This is a genomic window from Paenibacillus sp. 2TAB26, from assembly GCF_052115145.1.
In the GTDB taxonomy this organism is placed as follows: domain Bacteria; phylum Bacillota; class Bacilli; order Paenibacillales; family Paenibacillaceae; genus Pristimantibacillus.
In genome coordinates this window covers 44,622-68,927 of record NZ_JBFRGC010000030.1, presented here as the reverse complement: position 1 = coordinate 68,927, position 24,306 = coordinate 44,622, and the positions used below count along the sequence as shown (strand labels likewise).

Genomic DNA, 24,306 nt, shown 5'->3' with positions numbered 1-24,306 from the left:
GTTACGAAAAGCCAGATTTCAAAATAAGGAGGAATGAATTTTGGATCCTTCTATGCGCCTTAAAGTGAGAGGAGATACTTTTTTTCTCCCGAGCTCGGACGGAAGTGTCTATTTCCGCAACAATATTGGTTCATTTCGGATGGAAGGCAGTACGATTGATCAATGGATAGAGAAATTAATTCCGGTGTTTAATGGCGAGCATTCGATGCATGAAATAACGGATGGATTGACAGATCAATACCGTGATCATGTTTTTGAGATTGCAAAAGTATTGTATGCGAATGGTTATGTCCAAGATGTGAGTCAGGATAGGCCGCATCAACTTCCGAGCCATATTGTTAAGCAATATGAGGCTCAGATTGAATTTTTGGACAGCTTTGATGGGTCTGGGGCATACCGTTTTGAGCTGTTTCGAAAGTCCAGCGTGCTTGTTGTCGGGAACGGGAATTTTTTGGTGTCAGTAGTGAAATCATTACTTGAATCCGGCCTTCCTCAATTTCACTTCATCAATATGAACGCGGAAACGACGGGACCTAGACGAATTACGGAGTTGGTGCACCATTACAGACCATTCGATTCTGAGGTCAAGGTGGATGAGATCAGCTTGCCGAGGGATGGGGGAGTGGAATGGTCGTTAGTAATACAGCCATACGATGCAATATTTTATGTGTCAGATACAGAAGGGGAAGCTGAGCTTCAATCTCTTAACCAAGTATGTCGACAAAATAATAAAGTGCTGCTGCCGGCTATTATTCTAGGGCAGGCAGGTCTAGCGGCTCCGCTCGCCTATTCAAATTCGGAGGGTGACTGGGAATCAGCAAGACGCAGAGTCCATTATGCTTCTATTTATAAGGAAACAAATGATTATGCTGGTTCATCTGTTGCGGAATCGCTGCTCGCTAATGTGATCGTTTTTGAATGGCTAAAAACAGCTGCAGGTGTAACGAAATTACAAAATAATAAACTGTTTCTGCTGAACCTAGAGACGCTGGAAGGCAAGTGGCATCCGTTTCTTCCCCATCCGTTAGTCAATGAAAAACAAAAGGCGAAGAAGATTGAAGATTATGACCTTCTGTCGGAAGAGAGCACAGGAAAACGTGATTCAAGCGGATTGCTCCCTTTCTTCAGTCAATTAACATCCATGGAGACGGGCATCTTTCATATTTGGGAGGAAGGAGAGCTGCGTCAGCTGCCGTTGTCGCAATGCCGGGTTCAGTCAGTTGATCCGCTGTCAGAAGGTCCAGCGCTGCTGCTCTCGGAAATTATATGTAACGGTATTAGACATGAGGAGGCACGCAGAGAAGCAGGGCTTGCTGGAATTGAAGCCTATGTGTCTCGTATGGCCAATATATTCATCAACCAGACTGCTGAAAAAGGCTCTGCATTAGAGCCTGTGTTTATGGGCGTAGGAGCAGGGGTGACGATCGAGGAAGGCGTCTGCCGCGCTTTGCAAAAGTATTTATCCGAAGTATGGATAAGGCAATACGAAGCAAAACCTCCTTCTATCACACCGATAAAGCTTAGTCATGTTGAGGATGAACGATGTCGTTACTATATAAAAGCGCTAACCACAATGCAAGGATCCCCTTCCTTTGGCATCAGTGAGACTTTAATTGGTTTTCCAGTTGTATGGCTGAGAACTAGCGATTGTTGGTATCACGCAGTTGATTTAAATGAAACGAGGGCACTTCGCAGAGTTTTATTGGGCGCATTGCTGGACATTCAGAACAAAGATTCTCTCCTTAAAGGGAAAATAAATCAATTGGCTTCTGTAAATGTGAAGGAAGACGAAGTGGTGAACCTCTCCATAACCGAGTGTGATCCATTTGAGCATCGAGAGGTACTGAAGAATGCATTGATGCATCTACAAAATAACCAAAAGCGTCTTCTTGTGTATAACTTAACTTCGGAAGCTTTTTTCAATGAAGAGCTAGCGGGAGTATTCGGCATCTCGCTCCGAGAGGAGACAGAAGAGTGAGCGCTAAAATGGCAATTGTGGGCGAAGGGCTGCTCGCAGATTACGTAACCGATCTATTATCTGAATTTTGTCAGGTTGAACGAGTGAGCGATCTGTCGTTTGGTGTTCCAGAAACGGCAGAGCTTGCGCTCGTACTGAGCGATGGCTATGATTCAGCTTCTCATCTGATGGCAGAGGAAATGTTTAAGCAATCGGGGACACCATGGCTGCGCGGCTTTGTATCGTTTGGTGAGGGCGTAATAGGTCCGCTTGTTATTCCCAGGACAGCAGGCTGCTCGCAGTGCGCTGATCTGCGGCGTTTGATGGCTGGAAATGATCGAAAAGAAATGTGGGAGCTGCAGCATCTTTTTATGCACGGTGAAGTTTATCCGGATATTTGGTCTTCTCGAAGCGGGCTTCTGCATGTGGCTCATCATATTGCTGTTGAAGCTGAACATTTCCTCCTTAACAACAAGGCTCATCTTGCAAATCGTGTAAAGCTGGTACATTTGCAAACACTCAACAGTTCGGTTCATTTTTATTTGCCTGATCCGCTTTGTACGATTTGTGGAGAAATACCTGATGATTCGGCTATAGGTTCGCGAATTAAGCTGCATCCAAGCCCAAAAATTAGCGAAAATAGCTATCGAACTCGTTCGATGAGTGAGCTGAAAGCTGTATTAGCCAATGATTATCTGGACAATCGCACAGGGTTTTTAAATGGAAAAATGATTGACCTGATGTCGCCGTTTGCGGATTCGAGCATTATTTTACCGATGTTTTCGGGAGATGAAGGCTGCGCTGGCCGTACAAATTCATTTGCAGACAGTGAAATGACAGCCATACTAGAAGGTTTAGAACGTTATTGCGGTATATCGCCTAGAGGAAAGAGGACAGCGGTTCATGACAGCTATGAGCATTTAAGTGAGATTGCCCTTGATCCCGTTCGGGTAGGCGTACATGAGAAGGAGCAGTATGCGCGTCCCGATTTTCCGTTTCAACCATTCGACCCGAGCAAAAAAATTGATTGGGTGTGGGGTTATTCTTTTTTGCAGGAGAAGCCTATTCTCGTGCCGGAGCTGCTCGCTTATTACAGCTCAGGCTGCGGCCACGGATTTGTATACGAAACCTCAAATGGCTGTGCTTTAGGAGGTAGCTTGGAGGAAGCTATTTTTTACGGAATACTGGAAGTAGTTGAACGGGATTCATTTCTCATGACCTGGTACGCACAGCTTCCGCTTGTTCCTATAGATCCTTATTCCTCCGGAGATCTGGAATTAACTTTAATGGTGGAGCGTTTACGTGATGTCACCCAATATGATGTCCATTTATTCGATTCGACTATGGAGCATGGCATTCCAAGTGTATGGGTGCTTGCCAAAAACAGAACGGAAAATGGCGTTAATATGATTTGTGCTGCTGGGGCGCATCCCGATCCAGTGCGGGCAGCAAAAGGAGCCATCCATGAGATCGCGGGCATGCTGCTCGCATTTAATGAGAGGTTAGAAGAAAACCGTGAGCAGTATGAACGCATGCTTCATGATCCTTTTCTAGTACGGCAAATGGATGATCATTCGATGCTGTACAGCTTGAAGGAAGCTGAGGAACGTTTGAACTTCCTTCTTCAAAATGAGAGGCCGCTCCGTACATTCGAAGAAGCATTTAAACCAAGGCCAAAGCATGCAGATTTGACAGATGAATTAAACGTATTCCTCAAAGTTTTCCGTGAATTAAATTTAGAGGTTATCGTGATTGATCAAACGACGCAGGAAACGCTGAGAAATGGGCTCCATTGTGTAAAGGTGCTCATTCCAGGAATGCTCCCGATGACGTTTGGTCAACATCTTGTCCGCTTGAGAGGACTTGAGAGGGTGTTGCGAATACCAGCTGAGCTGGGTTACGTCAAGGAGCGGTTAACGCATGAGCTGCTTAATCCTTATCCGCATCCGTTTCCATAAGCACTGACTGCTGTCATGCAATGGATCTCGGCGAGTTGGCACTTAGGAGGGGAGATATGAGTCTGAAGGCTTTTTTGCACCAATTGCAATATGATCCAGACAAAACCAAACCTCAAGATGTGGAAATTGATTGGGATAACGCTCCTCTACCGTACAAATTATATCGTCATGTACCGGCATTTCCTCTCGCTTCGGATGTTCCGCTTACTTTGACGGGCAAACGGGAACATACGATGCCAACGCTACGGGATATAGGGCATTTTCTTTGGTATACGTTCGGGCTGACACAGCTTAGCCAATCTGTTCTTGAACAACATACAGGGGAGGAATGGGAGGACTCCTTGCAGCTTTGTAGACGTTTTGTTCCATCAGGCGGAGGGCTGTATCCAAGCGAAGTATATCTTTATTTGAAGCTGGATGAATTACCTAACGGAATTTATCATTATGATGTGGCACATCATCGTTTGATGCTGCTGCGTGAAGGCCAATTTGATCGATATTTGGGCAATGCGCTAGGTGATCGGTGCGACATAACAAACGGCTTCGGAGCCGTATTTGTGTCCACTTATTTTTGGAAAAACTTTTATAAATACAATAACTTCTCCTATCGATTGCAAGGATTAGATGCTGGCTTGCTCGTTGGTCAGCTGCTTGAAGTGGCTAAACGTTATGACTTTAAGGCGGGTGTATACTTTCAGTTTCTAGATGGTGCAATCAATCATATGCTTGGTCTACCTGATACGGAAGAAAGTGTATACGCTACGATTCCTCTTGCGATAGATGCAAATATGGAATGGTTCCACCATGGTGATAACGCGGAAAAAAATATTTCTTCAGATGAATTATGCAGTACGCTTCCGTTAATTAGACATGAGCACTACATGCGATCAAAAAAGGTATTGGAATATCCGTTGCTGATTAAGCTAAATGAAGCATCCATCATGGAATCCGCACGCGCGTTTAAACAGCTAGAGGGGCAGCAAATACTAGCCAGCAGTAGCGATGTTTATGCTTTACCGAGCGTAAATCGGATGACGTATGATCTAGCATCGGTATGCAGGCAGCGCTACTCGCCAGAAAATGAATATGTATTGCAAACCGTGAGTCTAACAGATTTGGCAGAACTATTGCAGGAGATCATGATTTCTTATAAGTATCGCAATGATTTGGATGGTTTAGTGCGAAGTCCATCGTCGCGCGTCCATTTATATGGCTGTTTTTATGGTGTTGATGGGATTCAAGATGGAGCGTATTACTATGATGATGCGGCTCACGCGTTGCAGCTTGTCCGTGCGGGTGACCAAAGGTCATGGCTTCAGTATGGCATGTCTTTGGATAACGTGAATTTATTCCAGGTGCCGCTTACTTTTCATGTGGCAGGTGATCTGGAGCATTTTCATAAGGAGCTGGGCTTTCGCGGCTATCGTATTCAACAAATGGAAGCGGGAATGCTCGTTCAACGTCTGCTGCTTGCCGCTTCCGCATTGAGAATGGAAGGACGCCCGCTGCTAGGATTCGATGTTAGCTCCATGAATGAACTTTATGGATTAACGCCAAATGGACAAACGAGTCTTATTCAAATTCCTATTGGCCCATGTCGACCTCGCTCACGACTCGAAGGCAGTTTGTCGCAATAGTTGATGAGGAGACAAAGGGGCAGATTGAATGATGGCAATCATTCAATCTGCCCTTTTTATGTTTTTCTTTTTTAACCGTTAGGCTGCTCGGCTGCTGTCTTTTTCTGAAGCTCCCCGGCTGGCTGGCATGTAACAGGGAAGCAAACATGGTGCGGATGGTGATGCATCATGGGGTGAAACCAAGCATGATGATAATCTAAAGTCGAGAGCTCCCATCCATCATGAGGATGATGGTGATCGTAGTGCATGTGCTCATCCCACATCTCATGCATCATGGGATGATAATCATCCATCATGTGATGAAAGTGATGCATATGGTGGAAATCATCCATCATCGGATGAAAATCATCCATCATGGGATGGAAGTGATGCATGTGATGAAAGTCATGAAAGTCGTGCATGTAAGGATAATGATGCATTTGACTTAAATCAACACAGCAATGAGCTGGAGCGGGAGCGGGTGCCGTCTGTGCATTTACAGTTTCCGGTCCCAAATTGGCCTGGGCAGGGCTTGTTTGCATTTGTTGAAAATACTCAGGCATAACAGCCGATTGCGGCATATAAGATTGATTGCGTATCATGGTGTGCCTCCTTTTTATCATACTCTACAATATGCTTTGAATGAAAAAAGGGCACTTATCCCTATAAATTGGGCTGCAGCCTTTAGGAATGAAGAATAGGACGAAGCGAAGAGGGTGACGCTAGTACCATCACAATCCATGAAATAGGTGGTTGCAAAATGATAATTAATATTGTAATTAAGGCTGTGTTCGCACTGCTTAGCTTTACGCATACGGAAGTGTTTGCGACAGAAGCGGTTCATTTGCATGCGGAGCCGTCCTACGCAAAGTGGGGAAAGCTGGCCATGCAAGAAACGTCAAAAGCATACGAGGATGCTTCAATTGTCAATTACAAATACGAAGGAAGAAAAAAGCTAACTAATGGAGAGTCAGAGGAATGTTTTGTTCTACTGTTAAATAAAGATGCCAAGCAATTTGCTATTCGCGTTACGATTAGAATAAACACGATTACGGACAGACTCATAAATGTGGAATTGAAAGAGCTAATAAATGGAACTTAATTGAAACAAAACAGCTGCCAGCTTCGTAATATAAGCAAATGTTTTAAATACACGCTTCTTTATGAAGCGAGAGGAGCATAATGATGCTAATTTCAACAACACCAACAATAGAAGGCCGTCCTATTCAAGATTATATAGGAATCGTAACAGGAGAGGCGATTATGGGTGCAAATGTCGTTCGTGACTTTTTTGCATCAATTACAGACATCGTTGGAGGACGCTCCGGTGCGTATGAGAGCAAGCTGAAGGAAGCTCGTGACGTTGCCATTGATGAGATGAAAAATCAAGCCGCTAAGATTGGAGCAAATGCAATCGTTGCTATCGACATTGATTATGAGGTTGTGCGTGAAGGAATGTTAATGGTAGCTGTCAGCGGAACAGCAGTACGCCTGTAAAATAATTTACCATAAAATTGGAAAACGATAAAACTATGATCACCTATGATCAAGTTTTGTCGTTTTTTTTTTGCATTTTATGATTATTTAGAAAAAGAAGCAACAATTCAATTGTAAAATTCGTTAAAATAAGGATGTGTATAAATGGAAGATCAAGTAAAGAGAGGGGTCAAATGGTGAACCGTTTTATTCATTTAAGAAATCGAACCATCGCATATGCGGTCATGATTAGTTTGATAGCTGCTTTCTTAGCGGGAACTGGCAACGCACAGGCAGCAGCAACGGAGAAGGGAATTTCATTGGAAACGAGTGTCGGGTTTCAAGGCTACATGAAACAATCCGAGTGGTATCCTGTAAGGCTTACACTGACAAACCAGACAGCTGAGGATTTGAAAGGCGAAGTTGTTATATCTATAGCAGGGTCTAATGACTTGATCATACCTACTGAGCTGCCTCTAGGCACAGCCATACAATTAACAGCATCTATTCAAGGCGAGCTTCTTAATCGGAGCAACAGTAAAATACGATTTTATAAGGACTCCTACAAATCAGGCAATCTTATTCCGATTTTCGGCAACGATTACATAGACGCAAGAACGGCTAACAGCTACACCATTGGTGTCATATCTCGTGACCCGGATACTTTGAATTTTATGCCATCGTTAAATCAACGAGGCTACGAAATAACGGTCATTCCGATTGCGCAGAAGGAACTGCCCAGCGATCCCATTTTACTCAAAACACTCAACACGATTGTTATCAATGATATGCCAACCACAGGCTGGGATGAAGCACAGGTTAAAGCCATAATGGATTGGGTACAACAAGGCGGCACACTTGTGTTAACTGGAGGAGTCGGCTATGGCAAAACTGCAGATGCCTTTAAACAGATTGCACCGTTAGAATCGTCAGGCACATCGACCATATCCAGCGCGGATTCACTTGCCAGCTTCGGAGGTACCACACTTGCACTTGAAAAACCTTTGGTCGTCTCGACAGGTCGTATAATAGATGGCAAAACGGAGCTTGCTGAGAATGGCCTGCCGCTTGTCATATCCCGTGAACATGGATTTGGCAGCGTTATTTATATCGCTTTTGATCCATCACTTGAGCCTATGTCTACATGGACTGGCAGCGCGATGCTATGGGCGAAGGTGCTTAAAAAAAATTTGACGCCGCTTCAGCCTGGCGCGATGAGCATCAACAATAATATGAAATGGAATATTGAAAGTATTATAGATGAGTTCCCATCGATTAAACCGCCCAACTTTATGCTGCTTATGTGGATGTTTATCGGCTATATGATCATCGTAGCGCCGGTACTGTATATAATTTTAGCTAAGGCAGATCGCAGAGAGTGGTCTTGGTGGCTTATCCCTGCTTTTTCTGTTATTACCGGTTTCGCAATCTTTTTCTTTGGCGCAGAAGATAAGCGGAATTTATCAGCCCATACGATTGAGATCATTGAGTTGACTGGACAAGGAGACGCTGTACGATCAGGTGCAACTGCGGTGTTCATTCCAACTGGGGGCACAGTGACTGCAGAATTTGATAAAAGAGTAAATTTATCTTTTTACGCCAATTACAACCAAAATGGAAATCAGATTATGGATGATAAAACGCAATTGATTTCTGAAAATGATTCGACTACAGCACTATGGCGCTCCGTTCCTTATTGGTCGACACGGAAACTATGGATAGAAAAGCAGACGATGAGCAGTGATACGGGGCAGCTAACTCTTGCTTATAAGCAGATCAGACATGCGATTGAGGTAACTGCTACCAACAATACGACAACTAATCTTACGAATGTTTCCATGCTAATCAATGGGCAAGCTCAGCTCTTTGGCGATTTGAAGGTCGGTGAGAGTGGGCAAACGACGATTACAACGAGTACGGTTAATCAATCAGGTTATTTCCCTTATGGACAGATGATGTTTCCTAATCCATCTAACCGAGGCAATGACGGGTATAATCGAGAGCGACAGCTTGTAGACAGCTTTGGGAATCGAAACAATGGCGGCATTGTCCCGCCGGAGCCTATAGTGGTTGGCTTTAGCACTGATCATGAGCAGAATTACAAGGTAAACGGCGAAACGATAAAGACTGATAACTTGAAGCTGTGGGTTCAGAAGGTCGAGACATCTTTTATTGATGGGAATCGTGTCATCGTACCAGCAGGTCTTATTAATCCCATTATTACGGAGAATGCCACGAGTCAATTGCAGCACTACGGGAACGGTTCTTATTTTGTAGGCGATGGCGAACTTATATTTGAATATATTTTGCCAAATGATCATGATGCTGTATATGATCATCTCGAAATCCTATACAACAATAGTACAACTGCTTCAAATCTCACATTGACTGTCTGGAACGAGAAAGAAGGAAATTGGACAGATCCAAGCAAAGCTGCAGCAGCGCCAAAAGAGTATTTGATTAACAATCAAATTGTTCGAATGAAGTTTTCTGTCATTGGTTCTGTGGACATGACTTTACCGCAGATTGCTTTAGAAGGAGAGATACAGAAAAAATGAGCAAAAATCACGAAATAGAGATCATTAATGTGGAAGTGCCTAAAACGGAACCTGCGGAACAATCATCAAATGATGCGCCTCTGGTTCCGATGATTGAGATCAAACAGCTTTCCAAAACATTCGGAACGTTTCAAGCGCTTAAATCAATAGATCTAACGATTCCAAAAGGAACGGTATTTGGTTTTGTTGGGCCCAATGGGGCAGGGAAATCAACGACGATGTCTATTCTTGCGACATTAATGATACCCACCTCAGGCATCGCAAAAGTAGACGGATTTGACGTGACCAAACATCCGCATGAGGTGCGTAAGCGAATTGGATATATGCCGGATTTTTTTGGTGTGTATGACCAATTCAAAACGTTAGAATATTTGCATTTCTATGGCGCCAGCTATGGTATACCGAAGGCGGAGCGGGAGCAGCTGATTCCGCAATTGCTGGAGCTGGTCAATTTAAGTGATAAAAAAGATGCTTACGTTGACTCATTGTCTCGGGGTATGAAGCAGCGGCTTTGCTTGGCACGCTGCCTCGTTCATGATCCAGAGCTGCTTATTTTGGATGAGCCTGCTTCCGGCCTTGATCCTCGAGCACGGATTGAGATGAGAGAAATATTGCGAGAGCTGAAGTCAATGGGGAAAACGATCATCATTTCTTCACATATATTGCCTGAGCTTGCCGAAATGGTAGATGAAATCGGCGTCATTGAGCATGGTGAAATGATTGCGATCGGAAATGTCGCAGATATTCAAAATAGATTGCGTGTCAAACGTTTCTTGCATGTGAGATTAGTTGATCGGGAGTCAGAAGCGGAGCTGTTTTTGCGTGATCGCCCTTATGTTAACCGAATTTTCCGAGATGATCGTGGAATACAAATTCACTTTGGCGGACAAGATGCCGAGCAATCGCAGCTGCTTCATGAGCTGGTTGTAGCAGGTTTTCAGCTGATCTCCTTCAGTGAAGCGCAGACGAATCTTGAGGATGTGTTTTTGGAAATTACGAAAGGGGGAGACGGACTCGAATGAAGGAGCAATCGGCGGCAAGAGCAGACCGAATGAGCTGGCGCCACCAGCTTATCAATCCCGTATTGAATAAAGAGTTCAAGCTTAGAATGAGGACGCCTCGCGCGATGTGGACGCTGTTTTTTTATTTATTTGCAATTGGCTTAATGGCTTTAAGCGCTATTTATTTAACTGAAGTAACTTCTGGACGAGGACAGTCCTATAATCCTGAGCAAAGCAAAATTTTGTTTTATTTTATGAGCATGGCACAGCTTGGGTTGATTGCTTTCATGGCACCGGGCCTCACTTCTGGTGTTATTAGCGGCGAACGCGAGAAGCAGACCCTTAATTTGCTGCTCACGACGCAGCAGAGCTCAGCAACGATTGTGCTTAGCAAGCTTGTATCGTCACTAAGCTTTATGGTACTGATTGTGATCAGTACGATTCCTGTATACAGCATGATCTTTTTGTATGGTGGCATCTCGCCAGAACAGCTCTTTCTCGTTTTCTTGTTTTATTTATTTATTATGTTTGTACTCGGTTCCTTTGGCATATTATTCTCGACATTATTCAAGCGAACAATGATTTCTGTCATCGTAACGTATGGCGTTACGTTGTTTATGTTTGGCGGAACAGCATTATTATTTATTGTACTTGTAGGCGTGATGGAGCAAATGCCGCAAACGACTACAAATGCTTATAGCTGGATCGGTCATATTATTGCCTTGAATCCTGCGGCTGCTTTGTACAGCATTTTAGATCCGCTCGTCTCAAATCAAGCCTTTTCTGTAAATTCGATTGGACAGAAAGGGTATAATGCGCCGCTTGCATTGTGGCAGGAGTTCATTATTATCTATACGCTTCTCTCCATCCTTGCTCTATGGCTGGGTATTCGTAGACTTCGTCCTCGTTTGAGACGAAAATAATGCTTGAAAAATAAATTTTGGTTGCGAAAGAGAGAGTTGTGAAGCAAATCATGCTGTAGAGTAAGGTTTTGTAATGCAAATGATGCTTACGAAGTAAAGTTTTGCTTTGCAAAACTTATAGGAGGGCCAGTTATGCAAAAAAAGTCGTTGGTTGAACTGCTCCATCCTGTTAGACGCAGGTTGACAATGTTTACAGTGAGCCGTTATGCGCTGATAGGTTTACTTGGAAGCAGTGCTGCTGGCCTTTTGCTGCTTGGTGCAAGCAGGCTGTGGCCTATTTTGCATGTTCGACTGCTTGTGTTCATCATTGCCAGTTTAGGTTTCGTTGTTGGTGCGGGCATTGGATTATGGAAGCGTGCTTCCTTAAGGGAAGCAGCTAGAATGATGGATAAACAAGTAACCGAGGATGCGATATCGACTGCTCTTGATGGGTTAATGCGTGAAGAAGATCACGCTCATCCGATCGTTATCATGCAGCGAGAAGCGGCAACAGAGGCTGCAGATAAATATGTGAGCGGATTGCATTCTTCGCTGCCGTGGCCAGGCTGGCGAAGCTGGCGTTTGCTCATCTATAGTGCAGCTGCTGTATGGATCGTTTTGGCGATACTGCTATTCCTGCCTAATTCACTTGACGAACGAGCGGAAGCGCTCGCAGCGGCAAAGGAAAGGCTTGTGGCGCTGGAGCAAGAAACGGAGAAGCTTACTGATCTCGCGGAGGCAGCAGAGCTGCCAGAGGATCAGAAGCAGGAGCTGCTTAAACCACTGAAGGAGCTGCGCAGCAAGCTCGATTCGCTGGGCAGCGATGGAACTGAGGCGCTAGAGCAGCTGGAGGCTGCGATTAACAAGCTGGAATTAGCAGCTGAAGCTGCGCAAAAAACGGCGAAGCGGTTGGAAGCTGCGGCGAATACGATGAGCAATGAGCCAAGCCTGCGGCAGCTCGGTCAAGCTTTGCAGGATCGAGACGCCGCAGGCATGCAGCAAGCGATCGACGCTATGCGATCGCAGCTGCATCAACTGTCGCCAGCGCAGCGTGAAGCGCTGGCGAGTGCACTTGAGCGGCTGGCAGCAGAGCAGCCGCAAGAGCAGGGCGCCGCACAGCTTGCTGCTGCGGCGCTTGAACAGGCGGCGCAGCAGGTGCGCGCCGCAGGTGATGCCGGGGCGGACGGCGGAGCCGCCCCGGATGGCGAGAGCGCCGGCGATGCACTCGCGGCGCTTGAGAAAGCGCTCGCCCGCGAATTATCGCAGGGAGAGCTGGAGCAGTTGGCCCGAGGTATGGCGGRCCAGCTCGGGCAAAGCGGGCAGCAGCTGGCACAGCAGCTTGCTGCGGAAGGCGCCGCGGGCGTTGCGCTCGGTACTGGCTCTAGCTCTTATGCTGCATCCGGCACTGCTCCTCAATCTAACTCTAGTTCCAGCTCTGATTCAGGAACTAGCTCTGGCACTGGATCTAGCTCTGGCTCCGCCTCTGCCTCCGCCTCAGGCACTGGCTCCGGGTCTGGCACTGGCACTGGCTCTGGCTCTAGCTCTAGCCCTAGCTCTAGCTCCGGCACTGGCTCTGCCTTAGGCACTGGCTCCAGCACTGGCACTGGTTCTGGCTCTGGCTCTGGCTCTAGTATTGGCTCTGCCTTAGGCACTGGCTCCAGCACTGGCACTGGCTCTGGCTCTGGCTCTAGTATTGGCTCTGCCTTAGGTACTGGATCTAGCTCTGGCACTGGCTCTAGCTCTAACTCTGGCTCCGGCTCTGGTTCTGGCTATGGTTCCGGGTCTGGCTCCGGCTCCGGCTCTGGCTATGGTTCTGGATCCGGATCTGGCTCCAGCTCTGGCTCCGGCACTGGACCAGGAGCTGGCACAGGAGCCGGCGGTAGAAATTTGGTCACAACGCCTCGTACGATGCAGGGCTCCGGTAATGTACAGCAGGATGGTGGTCCATCAACAGGGGGACAGACCGTAAATGGCGGTCAATCCCCGATGATCGATGGAACGACACGTCCTTATGAGGATGTCTATAACGAATATGCAGCAGAAGCGAAGCAATCGCTAGGACGCTCACAGCTGCCTGATAGTATGCAGGAGAAGGTTAAGCAATATTTTGATCAAATTCAACCGAACCGATAATGGAGATGATCCGATATGATTGAATCCAAAGCACAGTTAGATGAGGCTGCCGCGAGGATTGCTGCATTGAAAGAAGAGATTGGCCGTGTCATCGTCGGTCAGCAAGCCGTTGTGGAGCAGCTGCTCTGGTGTTTGCTTGCCGGGGGTCATGCCCTTCTCGAAGGAATACCAGGCCTTGGCAAAACGATGCTGATCGGGACTGTTGCGGATTGCATCTCTTTACAGTTTTCTCGTATCCAATTTACGCCTGATTTAATGCCTTCGGATATTACGGGTACAACATTGATAGATTTTGGTACCCAAGGCGCAGCCGCACATCGGTTTCAAGCAGGGCCGATTTTCGGAAATTTAGTGCTCGCTGATGAAATCAATCGGGCGACGCCCAAAACACAAAGTGCATTGCTGGAAGCTATGCAAGAGGGTACGGTAACAGCAGGCGGGGAGACGCATCAGCTGCCAAAACCTTTTTTTGTGCTAGCTACCCAAAATCCGATAGAACAAGAGGGAACCTATCCGCTGCCTGAAGCGCAGCTTGATCGTTTTTTGCTCAAAATTGGAGTGGATTATCCAAGCCGCGAGGAGCTTAAACAAATCGTGCTCCGCACAACTTCAATCACTCAGCCCAAAGTATCAGTTGTTCTTTCCGCGGCTGAATTATTGGATCTGCAGATGTCTGCTAAACAGATTTTAGTCGCCGATGATGTGCTTGATTTAGCGGTTAAGGTTGTTATGATGTCGCATGCTGGCGAGCCTGACGCACCTGAAGAGGTTAAACGATACGTACGATTCGGAGCGGGGCCGCGTGCTGTTCAAGCCATTATCGCTGTTAGTAAAGTTAGAGCATTATCAGCTGGAAGGCTTCATATTTCTTGGAATGACATTCGGCAAACGGCTTTGCCGGTGCTTCGGCATCGACTCGTGCTTAGCTATGAGGCACAAGCGATGGGCTTGTCTAGCGACCAGATGTCTGAAGCCATTTTAACGGCTGTGGAGGCCGAGCGATGAGCGTGAGCAAAGAATCAGCAAACTCATTACAGAATGCCTATTCTCCATCTGCCGGACTTTCGAATCAGGAAGCTTTGAAGCTATTATTTCCTAATCTATCTTTTCTTACGGAGCTTGAACGAATGCGTATTCGTGCAGGTAACCGCATCAAAGGCATGCTGGCAGGCAAAAGGCGCTCCAGCTCGCTTGGCGGATCGCAAGAATTTGCTGATTATCGGCCTTATTCATCCGGTGATGATATCCGCCGAATAGATTGGAATGTTTACGGCCGAACAGGCAAAGCGTTTATTCGGCAATATTGGGATGAACAAGAGCTGCAGGTTAGCCTCTACATCGATGTATCACAATCCATGGCTTTTGGACATTCGGATACAAACAAGCTTCAATATGCATTAAGACTAGCTGCATGCTTAGGGCATATCTCGCTTTGCGGAGATGATCGAATTTCGGTGCGTTTGTTTCGTGATACGATCATTAAGGAGCTGCAGCCGCTGCATGGGCGTGTTTCTTCATCAAAGCTTTTTCATTTTTTAGCAGATGCCATGCAGCAGCTGGAGATGGATAGCGATTCTTCTTCCTCTGCTGCAACAAAATTCATTAACATGGCAGCACCATTCCAGACGGCAGCTGCATTGCCGAGACGTTCTGGTTCCGCATGGGTACTTACAGATGCAATGTTTGAACAGGGAATCGAAGAGACTCTCATTTCGTTAACAGCAGCAGGTCAACAGGTCGTGCTGGTACATCTATTGTCGCCTGATGAGTTGAGCCCCGATTTGAGTGGAGAACTCAAGCTAATTGACAGCGAGCTGGGGACGGGAAAGGAAGTAGCGATAGGTCAAAAGCTGCTTCAGGAATACCGCATTGCAGTTGCAGGCTTTCAAAATGAACTGAAGAGCATATGCGCAGCACGCGGCGCCTCCTATATTTTCGTGAATACTGGTATTTCATTAGAGGAAACGGTTAGACACACTTTTTTATCCTCGTATGTACTTAACAGCTAGTTCCAAATTTATCGCTTTATAAGGTTTTTGCATATGTACTTTCCTAGATCTCTTTAAAGCATGATTAGAATGGATTGGAGGGTATTGGATGCAGTTTTTGTCCGTGGCATCGGCTTGGTTTGCATTTGCGTTGCCAGCTATCGCTGCCATGTATATCCTAAAGAGAACCTATAAGAACCAGCATATCGCTAGTCACCTGCTATGGAGACGGGTATTGCAGGAGCAGGAAGCGAATCGGCCATGGCAAAAGCTCCGCAGCCGCTGGCTTCTCATTTTGCAGCTGCTCGTTGCTCTAATACTCGTTTTCGCTTTAATGGAGCCAATAGTCATGAGGCAGGCAGCACCATTTGGTCATGCTGTCCTCCTCATTGATCGTTCTGCAAGCATGTCGGCAAAAACAGGAGACAACAATCTTACTGCGAAGACAAGCCTTGAATCAGCAATAGAAGCAGCAGAGATCTGGCTTGACAAACAATCAAATGCTCGATTGATTACGATTGTTGCCACAGGTGCGCAGCCTGAAGTGTTGACGAATCGCCAAAGAAACAAAGAGCAGATGAAACGACAACTGCAAGCGATAACACCTTTTTATGGAAAAACAGATCATACCGCAGCCCTTTCGTTAGCAGATTCTTTGTTGCAAGAGGATTCAAATGGAGAGGTCGTAATTTTTACAGATGGCCAGTGGTCAGATGCTGCAGAAGCCAACAAGCTCAACCTGCATGCAAAAGTTGAGCGTGTAATCGTAGGACAAGCGAGCTCTGACAGCAATGTATCGCTTTTATATTTTGGCATCAAAGCAGATTCGAACGATAGCGGTAAAAGTGTGGGTATGATTACGATAAAAAATGACAGCAAGCGGGAGCAGACGGTAAACCTTGATGTATTCGCTGCAAATGATGAGAGTGACGTGAAAAAGCAGATTCTAGCTGCAAATCGAACCGTTATTGTTCCAGCAGGCGAGTGGGAAAGCGTGGAGATCGTCGATCTTCCTCCAGCCCTTTATTACAAGGCCAGAATTGAACAACGCATGGATGCTGTTGTCATTGATAACACGGCATTTCAATTTCCGACAATTCCAAGTGCTAGGCAAGCACTTCTCATTTCGGAAGGAAATTTGTTTCTGGAGAAAGCACTTCAGCTGGCAGGCGTCCAAACGGTAAAAATAAGTCCAGACAGCGCCGTTCCAACAGGTGAGCAGGTTAATAGACTGGATTGGATTATTTTAGATGGGATGAATGAACGGCTGCTGGCCGACTCTGAATGGTCCCTGCTGCTTAAATCAAAGCCGCTATGGATGATCGATCATCCCGATCAATCGGATGAAACAGCAAGTATTCCAACGAACACGAGAGTAGAGAAGAAGGAGCATCCCCTTACGACTTATATCACATTTGCTGATACGCATATTGGTCGACTGGAGAAGCCTGATGCATCTGAGCTTTTATGGGGAGAGCCGGTACTTAGCTATGGCGGAATACCAGCAATTTATGCAGGCAAGGAGAATGGCAAGGCGAAGCTTCGCTTTACTTTTAATTTTCAAGATACAGATTTGCCGCTCCGGCCAGAGTTTCCGATTCTTATCCTTCAAGCTGCACAGTGGATGAGCGGCGGTTCTCGCCTTGAGCTTGGTTCTGTCATTTCTGAGCAGTTAATGGAAATTTCTCTACATACGAATACGGTTAAAGCGGTTTGGGAAGCGGTTGAGCTTACAGGAGGAGACTCCCGAGCTGAGCGTGCGCTGCTTCGTCAGTCAGCAGAGCTTGATTTGGATTCAGCTGGATTATATATCGCACCCTCCATTCCAGGGTTATACCGCCTCGTAGAAAGCGACATAGATCAAATGGCTGTAAGCAGTCGGATGCTCGCTGTCACGGTTGATCATGAGGAGCTTCAGAAAAATGGAGCCGATGCAGAGGTGTTTTTGCCGAACGCAACCTCTGAGCTCACTCCAGCTCCCGGCATAGATCGTTCAACAGATGAACAGCAGATATCATTGCAATTGTATATTGTGATTTTATTGCTCTTCATAATGGCAGCTGAATGGGAGGTGTATCGCCGTGGGCTTTCAGGCTGAGTTCCCGCTCGCGTTTCTATTGCTGCTTCCTTGGCTTTTATATATCGTTTGGATGTTCAAAATGACCCTTCGACTTCGCGGCCGCAGAAAAATAATGTCTATTGCCACACGATCGATTATACTGTTACTCCTGATTGCAATTGCAGCTCAAGTCCAGCCGTTTATTGAGCGAGAGCAGCGCAGCCTCGTATTTGTCGCTGACAGGTCAGAGAGCATGCGAGCCGACAAACGTATAGGCCAGTGGATAAATGAGGCGTGGACTGCTAAAGAAGAAGCTGATCGGGGAGGAATCATTTCTTCGGGGTTGAATGCGGCAGTTGAACGGACGGTTACGAATAAGGACTTAGCAGGGGATACCGAGTTTAATTTCCAAGCGAATGTCAATCGGAACTATACCGATCTGTCACAAGGGCTTCAGTTAGCAGGAGCTATGCTGCAAAAAGAAGGCGGAGGACGTATTGTTCTGCTCTCTGATGGTGCAGAAAATACAGGTGATGTACTTCGACAAGCACGTATGCTCAAAAATGCAGGTATTTCCGTTGATGTTGTCCATATCAACACTTCGGTTGTAACGGATACCTCGATTGAAGAACTGAATGTACCGGCAGCTCTTAAGCAAGGGGAGACTTTTACCTTTGAGATTGCCATTAACAGTACAATTGCGGGTCAGGCGCAGCTTCGACTATATGCAGATGATACTGAGCTCTCAGTTTCGGATATCCAGCTTGAAAGAGGCGAAAATCGTTATTCGCTGCAAAGCGTTGCGCTGGACCCGGGCTTTCACCGTTTTAGAGCTGAAATATTTACGGCAGGCGATGAACAGCCGGCAAATAATACAGCACATGCCTTTAGCCGGGTAAGTGGTCCACCAAATGTATTAATTGTGGAAGGCGTCCTTGATTCCTCAGCTAACATAGAAGCTGCACTGCAAGCTTCCGTCATCCGTTACGAGACGATCATGCCAGAGCAATTGTCGGTCGAGCTAGCACAATATGCAGCATATGACAGCATTATTTTGAATAATGTATCCGCTGCGCGAATAGCTGAGAAGCCTATGGAATGGATTGCAAAAGCCGTTAGCGATTATGGGGTAGGCTTGATGATGGTCGGAGGTGACGAAAGCTTTGGGCTTGGCGGTTATTTCAAAACGCCAGTTGAGCGTGCGTTACCCGTATATATGGACTTGCAAGGAAGAAAACAAATTCCATCGCTAGGACTTGTACTCGTCATTGATCGATCTGGAAGCATGTCGGATGGCAAGCTTGACCTAGCGAAAGAAGCTGCCATGCGAACGATTGAGCTGCTGCGAGATACCGATACAGTAGGAGTAGTTGCGTTTGATTCTTCGCCTTGGTGGGTTGTAAAGCCGACGAAGCTTACAGATCGCCAAGCTGTCCTTGATCAAATCCAAAGCATTCAGCCTGAAGGAGGCACCGAAATATTTTCAGCGCTGAATGAAGGTTACGAAGGTTTAAATAAGCTTGACGCACAGCGCAAGCACATGATTTTGCTGACGGATGGTCAATCTTCTACGAATGCCAACTACAATACGATTACAGATGCAATGAATGAGAAAAATATGACGTTGTCGACAGTTGCTGTAGGAGAAGGCTCTGATCAAAATCTGCTTGAGCAGCTGGCCAAAAATGCCAAAGGACGGTATTACTTTACGAAAGACGAAAGCACGCTTCCCGCTATTTTTAGCCGAGAGACCGTGATGATGTCTAGAACGTACGTCGTGGAGCATACCTTCACCCCAAGTATCGGTCAAGCAGGAGAGTGGTCTTCCCTTTGGCGCAATGGATTGCCTGCAATCCATGCCTATATAGCAACTACGCCGAAAGAAACAGCCGAGATTGCATTATGGACACCCGAAGGCGATCCACTCCTCGCACGCTGGTCTTATGGTTCTGGAAGGACGGTTGCATGGACTAGTGATTTAAGCGGAAAATGGTCAAGCCAATGGGTGCAATGGGCTGAGCTTCCTAAAGTTTTCGTTGATTGGGTAAAATGGACGTTTCCACAGTTTGAGCATGCTCCTTATTCCATTACTGCACAAGTAGATGGTAATGAAGCAAAGTTAACCGTTCATTCACAGGCAGAGGGAGCAGGGGCTGACAGCAAGCTTTCCGCAGCCATTCTGAATCAAGAGGGAGAAAGCGAACGGAAGCGGTTAATGCCAGTGGCACCTGGTGAATTTGAAACGAAGCTAACGGTTACTGAACCCGGTGTTTATTTGGCGCAAATTGGTCAAGGGGATAGTCATTCGTCTATTCAAAATGGGAATACGGCAGGATTTGTGATCCCTTATTCGCCAGAATATCGAATCGCAAATCAGGATGGTTTAAAGCTGCTTGAACAGGTGGCCGCCACAACTAGTGGAAGAATGTTAGATCCAACAGACCCAAAGCAAGCCTTCCAATTTGAACCTGTTCTTACACGGCAAGTTTATAACTGGACACATGGCCTTCTCGTGGCAGCACTGCTGCTATGGCTGCTCGATATCGCCATTCGCAGATTGTCTATTTCATGGAAACGTAGGTTTCAGCTGCTTATCCAAACTAGAAAAACGAAGTTATCAATCCAGCGAGATAACGAAAGAGCCTTAAGTGGCCATTCGTCAAGCTCTGTGAGTCGCTTAAAGGAAAGAAAGTCAGAAGCAGTCCGTTTTTATAGCGGAGATAACCATCCACGATATCGTGAAGAAAAAGGTCAATCGGGAGATGCTTCGGGCAAACGAGACGATGAGGAAAAAAAGTGAATGTTTCTATTGCAAGGAACACGAGCGTACAAGTGCCAACCAGAGAGGTGGAGCGCACGCAAGAAAATGATCCCAGTGTTGCAAGAGAACTAGATTCGAGTCGAGCTAATATGCAAGGTAAAGCAGATAACGGAGCCACGATCAATCGTCTACTTGCAGCTAAAAACAGAAAGAAGCGTTAGTATACTACTATTAATGCGGAGGAGGTGCCCATTTGAACACGATAAAAAAAGAACATCGAATGGAAAGCATTCGTTTTTTTGTCCAAGAATTGATTTCATCGATCAATAATGAGGTGAAAAAACAAGAAGCGTCTATTCATTTATTCGGCGTTGCTAGCTTGGCCTCCATGTTGGCAATGAAAAGAGGACAGGATGCTGAGCTCGCTTCAATCGCAGCATTGCTTCACCGATATTATGATTACAAAACCGGTATTAGTGAGTTTTCTGGTCTTAACAGCGCAGAATCCGTACGACCTTTTATTCGGGATTTGGATCTGTTTACGAAGGAAGAGCAAAATACAATTCTTAGAGCGATCTTTTATTATGAAGACAGAAGCAGAAGCCAAGGGCCTTATGAAGAAATTTTAAAGGACGCCTATTTATTGCAATTGTATCTTCACCAGCCAAATCATTGTTTTGATCAGGACGGTAAAAGTAGACTTGAAAAGGTATTAAATGAACTTATGATTCCTGCCAAGTTTGTAGGAGCGTTAATAAACTGTGATACTGGCGGGACGGATGAGCGTTCAACTACGCGCGAGCTGCTTGCTGACATCGCAGAGTCGCTTGCGGCTAAAGATATTATTGGCGTTCCTGGCGATGAACGGTATAGAGAAATATGCCGATATTGGCCGGACTCTGATATCCATAAGGTGTTGAAAAATAGCTGGTGCGCTGCATTTGTTTATTATTGCTGCAAATTGGCAGGATTTCGTCTCCCCATTCGTTACCCGAATGGTGTTTGTCGTTTTGCGGGTGTAGCTGCTTGGCTGGAATGGGGACAACTGCCTGAAATCGGATTTTTTTATAAGGATGGGCAGGAAGGATTTACACCTCAGCGAGGCGATATTGTCATTTACGATAAGCTGCTATCTGATGAGCCTCATGATCATATTGGCATCATTTTGAGTTGCGAGGATACTCAGTTACTCGTAGCTGAGGGTAATCGAGACAATCAGAACTACTCAGATGTTTTTTACAGGGAAAGACAACGCTTTATACTAGGGTACATACGGATAAGCAATGACTACCAATATGAATGGAGCGGCGAGTATGTTCCAATTAATTAATGCTATTAATAATTAAGCGGATTAATCAAGATAGACATGAGCTGGCCGTAGCGTTACAATGCTTGTAAATGAAAATTTAAATGCAACGCTTGAAGGGATGGGTAACATGTACTCAGAGATTACGACAGCCGAGTTAGAGAGCCAGTTGAAGGAAGGTAAAACCTTAAATCTAGTAGATGTTCGTGAAACAGAGGAGTGGCAAGAAGGCCATATTAAAGAAGCACGCAGCATCCCGCTATCGTCGCTCCAAGAGCGGATTGATGAGTTTCAGCAAGGGGAAGAAGAGATCCTTATTATTTGCCGCAGCGGCGGCCGCAGCGGGAAAGCTTGTGATTACCTCGAATCTCAAGGTTATAAAGTAGTAAACGTAGCTGGCGGCATGCTTCAATGGCAAGGCGAAGTAGCTACTGGAGAATAATAGAATAATAGGTTTCTAAAAAAGCCCAATGCGGGCTTTTTTTATTTGCAAATTCGAATGCAGGAATAGATCACCTGAGGTAACAGTATCAAATGAATATATCTATTGTTTCTCTTGCTGCGATTAACGAAATCAAGCTATATTTAATCCAAATTATAGGGGGGCTTGATTATGTCGCACACGAAACCGAGCTTATCGATTCAAGAAGTGAATACGGTGCTGCAGCGTCACTTTGGAAGTGAAGTAAGCCATATTATGGCTAATGAAGGCGGTAATTTCAGCAGCGTTTTTTTCTTCGAATGGGCAAATGAACCATATGTGATACGCTTCAATTCATCCAAAGAATCATTTCTGCAGGAAGAGACGATATCAAATCTGCTTTCTTCACAAGAGTTGCCTTATCCGAAAGTTTGCGGTATCGGTGAAGAGCGGCATTTCTCCTATTGTATTTCAGAGCGAAAGCTTGGAACCGTACTGGCGGATTTGCAGGCTGAGCAAAAAATGGCCGTTGTGCCGGATCTGGTTCATGTCATTTCCAAGATGAATCAGGTTCAATTAGGACAAACAACAGGATATGGCCCGGTCATCGACGGGAAAAATGGTCAATATGCGGATTGGGAGTCATTTGTAGCAGCGTTTTTTGCAGAGAATCAGGAGGGAACCTTTTGGGAAAACTGGCATGAGCTGTATCGCACGACATGTTTAGAGCGTGATGTTTTTGAAGAGATATATTCGAGGCTGTTGGCATTTTGCAGCTATAACGCAGCACATAGACATTTTGTTCATAATGATTGTCATGAGTGGAATATTATTTCTGATGACAGCAGCATTACCGGAATTATAGATGCAGGTTTCATCTATGGCGACTTTATGATCGATATAGCGACGATAGAAGAAGCTGTACCTGGTATAGATTTGGGTGAAGCATTCCGTGTTCATTATGAGCATTTAGGCAAACCAATTGAAAACTTTAAAGAACGGCTTATTGGAGCTCGATACTTTAAAGGTCTGGACGGTCTTCGTTTTTTTGCGAAAATGGGCTGGGATCATGCATATATCGAGCTTCGTGATAAGCTGCTATCTCTCCCTAAGGGATAAAACCTTATAATGCTTCTCTACACACTCAGAGACATTTGCACATATAATGAGAACACGCAACTGACAACATGCTGACGGTTTTTGTGCAGTTTGGATATATTTTTTTTACCATTTGAGGTATCCTTAGAATCACATTGTTTTTTAGAAAAATACTTCAGGCATCATTGTCCATGAAGTAAAGGATTGGGTGATTGAAATGATTGTTATCAAGACGAGTGAAGAAATAGCAAAGATGAAAAAAGCTGGTGAAATTTTAGCTGCTTGCCACCGAGAGCTGCGTACATTTATTCAAGCAGGCAAAACGACATTAGAGATTGATAAATTTGTCGAAGCTTTTTTGCAAAAGAATGGAGCAACTCCTGAACAAAAAGGATATCACGGCTACCCTTTTGCAACATGTGCCTCGGTTAATGATGTAATATGCCACGGTTTTCCAAGTGAGCGGGCATTAGTCGATGGTGATATCGTAACCATTGATATGGTAGTCAACCTAGACGGTTGGTTAGCAGATTCCGCTTGGTCTTATGCAGTCGGCAATATATCGGAAACATCACAAAAGCTGCTTGATGTGACAAAGGAATCCATGTATAAAGGGATAGAGCAGGCTGTAGTCGGAAACAGAATCGGCGACATATCTCATGCGATTCAAGCTTTTGCTGAAGCACAAGGCTTCTCGGTTGTAAGAGATTTTATAGGTCACGGTATTGGTCAGAAAATGCATGAGGAGCCTCAAGTGCCTCATTATGGCCCGCCGAATCGAGGTACACGTTTAAAGGCCGGGATGGTTTTGACAATTGAGCCTATGCTTAATACTGGGAAGTACCACAGCAAAATCGATGAAGACGGATGGACGGCTAGAACGATCGATGGCGGTTTATCTGCGCAATACGAGCACACGCTTGCTATTACAGAAAATGGTCCGATTATTTTAACCGAGCAATAGATTTAATAAATGAACAGACTATAGCAAATTAATATGGCCTAATGGCCACTACTATAAATTTCATTGTACTTGGCCTGCGTGCCTGTTTGTTCCTAGTGGAACAACAGG

The 24,306-nt window shown here is 45.5% G+C and carries 18 protein-coding genes; 17 read left to right on the top strand and 1 reads right to left on the bottom strand.

Annotated elements, in window-relative coordinates; genetic code table 11:
- The first annotated feature begins 40 nt into the window (after positions 1–40).
- The 3 genes from AB4Z50_RS28595 to AB4Z50_RS28585 are packed head-to-tail and all read left to right on the top strand — an operon-like array spanning position 41 to position 5,552.
- Positions 41–1,978 carry a putative thiazole-containing bacteriocin maturation protein gene (locus AB4Z50_RS28595; protein ID WP_441884721.1) on the top strand — a complete coding sequence of 646 codons (1,938 nt, stop codon included), beginning with the start codon at positions 41–43 and terminating at the stop codon, positions 1,976–1,978.
- Positions 1,975–3,915: a TOMM precursor leader peptide-binding protein gene (locus AB4Z50_RS28590; protein WP_441884719.1), complete on the top strand. Its 1,941-nt coding sequence runs from the start codon at positions 1,975–1,977 to the stop codon at positions 3,913–3,915. Before AB4Z50_RS28595 ends, AB4Z50_RS28590 begins: the two co-directional genes overlap by 4 nt.
- 56 nt (positions 3,916–3,971) lie before the next feature.
- Entirely contained in the window at positions 3,972–5,552 is a 1,581-nt protein-coding gene (locus AB4Z50_RS28585) for a SagB family peptide dehydrogenase (RefSeq protein WP_441884717.1), read from the top strand.
- 71 nt (positions 5,553–5,623) lie between these two features.
- Here the strand turns inward: AB4Z50_RS28585 and AB4Z50_RS28580 are convergent, their stop codons facing one another.
- Positions 5,624–6,133: a hypothetical protein gene (locus AB4Z50_RS28580; protein WP_441884715.1), complete on the bottom strand. Its 510-nt coding sequence runs from the start codon at positions 6,131–6,133 to the stop codon at positions 5,624–5,626.
- Positions 6,134–6,291: 158 nt separating this feature from the next.
- On the opposite strand from AB4Z50_RS28580, the gene AB4Z50_RS28575 reads away from it, so the two are divergent.
- From AB4Z50_RS28575 to map, 14 genes are all read left to right on the top strand, one after another.
- Complete coding sequence (locus AB4Z50_RS28575; protein ID WP_441884713.1) at positions 6,292–6,633, top strand: DUF3889 domain-containing protein; 342 nt, start codon at positions 6,292–6,294, stop codon at positions 6,631–6,633.
- Between the two features lie 83 nt (positions 6,634–6,716).
- The gene (locus AB4Z50_RS28570) at positions 6,717–7,028 is read left to right on the top strand and encodes a YbjQ family protein (RefSeq protein ID WP_076269253.1); all 312 of its coding nucleotides are present in this window, start codon (positions 6,717–6,719) and stop codon (positions 7,026–7,028) included.
- Between the two features lie 173 nt (positions 7,029–7,201).
- Positions 7,202–9,565 carry a DUF4350 domain-containing protein gene (locus tag AB4Z50_RS28565; RefSeq protein ID WP_441884712.1) on the top strand — a complete coding sequence of 788 codons (2,364 nt, stop codon included), beginning with the start codon at positions 7,202–7,204 and terminating at the stop codon, positions 9,563–9,565.
- 89 nt (positions 9,566–9,654) lie between these two features.
- Positions 9,655–10,587, top strand: coding sequence for an ATP-binding cassette domain-containing protein (locus AB4Z50_RS28560; protein WP_441884760.1), 933 nt, complete (start codon positions 9,655–9,657; stop codon positions 10,585–10,587).
- Positions 10,584–11,489: an ABC transporter permease gene (locus AB4Z50_RS28555; RefSeq protein ID WP_441884710.1), complete on the top strand. Its 906-nt coding sequence runs from the start codon at positions 10,584–10,586 to the stop codon at positions 11,487–11,489. The genes AB4Z50_RS28560 and AB4Z50_RS28555 overlap by 4 nt, the downstream gene beginning before the upstream one ends.
- A gap of 132 nt (positions 11,490–11,621) precedes the next feature.
- Positions 11,622–13,601, top strand: a complete 1,980-nt coding sequence (locus AB4Z50_RS28550) for a hypothetical protein (protein ID WP_441884708.1) — start codon at positions 11,622–11,624, stop codon at positions 13,599–13,601.
- 15 nt (positions 13,602–13,616) lie between these two features.
- The gene (locus tag AB4Z50_RS28545) at positions 13,617–14,606 is read left to right on the top strand and encodes an AAA family ATPase (RefSeq protein WP_441884706.1); all 990 of its coding nucleotides are present in this window, start codon (positions 13,617–13,619) and stop codon (positions 14,604–14,606) included.
- Positions 14,603–15,610: a DUF58 domain-containing protein gene (locus tag AB4Z50_RS28540; RefSeq protein ID WP_441884704.1), complete on the top strand. Its 1,008-nt coding sequence runs from the start codon at positions 14,603–14,605 to the stop codon at positions 15,608–15,610. Before AB4Z50_RS28545 ends, AB4Z50_RS28540 begins: the two co-directional genes overlap by 4 nt.
- An 88-nt stretch (positions 15,611–15,698) precedes the next feature.
- The gene (locus AB4Z50_RS28535) at positions 15,699–17,687 is read left to right on the top strand and encodes a vWA domain-containing protein (RefSeq protein WP_441884702.1); all 1,989 of its coding nucleotides are present in this window, start codon (positions 15,699–15,701) and stop codon (positions 17,685–17,687) included.
- The gene (locus tag AB4Z50_RS28530; RefSeq protein ID WP_441884700.1) at positions 17,671–20,448 is read left to right on the top strand and encodes a VWA domain-containing protein; all 2,778 of its coding nucleotides are present in this window, start codon (positions 17,671–17,673) and stop codon (positions 20,446–20,448) included. The genes AB4Z50_RS28535 and AB4Z50_RS28530 overlap by 17 nt, the downstream gene beginning before the upstream one ends.
- A 214-nt stretch (positions 20,449–20,662) precedes the next feature.
- A complete protein-coding gene (locus AB4Z50_RS28525) occupies positions 20,663–21,739 on the top strand; it encodes a CHAP domain-containing protein (RefSeq protein ID WP_441884698.1) in 1,077 nt (358 codons plus the stop codon).
- 58 nt (positions 21,740–21,797) lie between these two features.
- Positions 21,798–22,157 (top strand): rhodanese-like domain-containing protein, encoded by a 360-nt coding sequence (locus AB4Z50_RS28520; RefSeq protein WP_441884696.1) that lies wholly within the window; start codon positions 21,798–21,800, stop codon positions 22,155–22,157.
- 171 nt (positions 22,158–22,328) lie between these two features.
- Positions 22,329–23,255, top strand: coding sequence for an aminoglycoside phosphotransferase family protein (locus AB4Z50_RS28515; protein ID WP_441884694.1), 927 nt, complete (start codon positions 22,329–22,331; stop codon positions 23,253–23,255).
- Between the two features lie 196 nt (positions 23,256–23,451).
- A complete protein-coding gene (gene map, locus AB4Z50_RS28510) occupies positions 23,452–24,198 on the top strand; it encodes a type I methionyl aminopeptidase (protein ID WP_441884758.1) in 747 nt (248 codons plus the stop codon).
- The last annotated feature ends 108 nt before the right edge of the window (positions 24,199–24,306 follow it).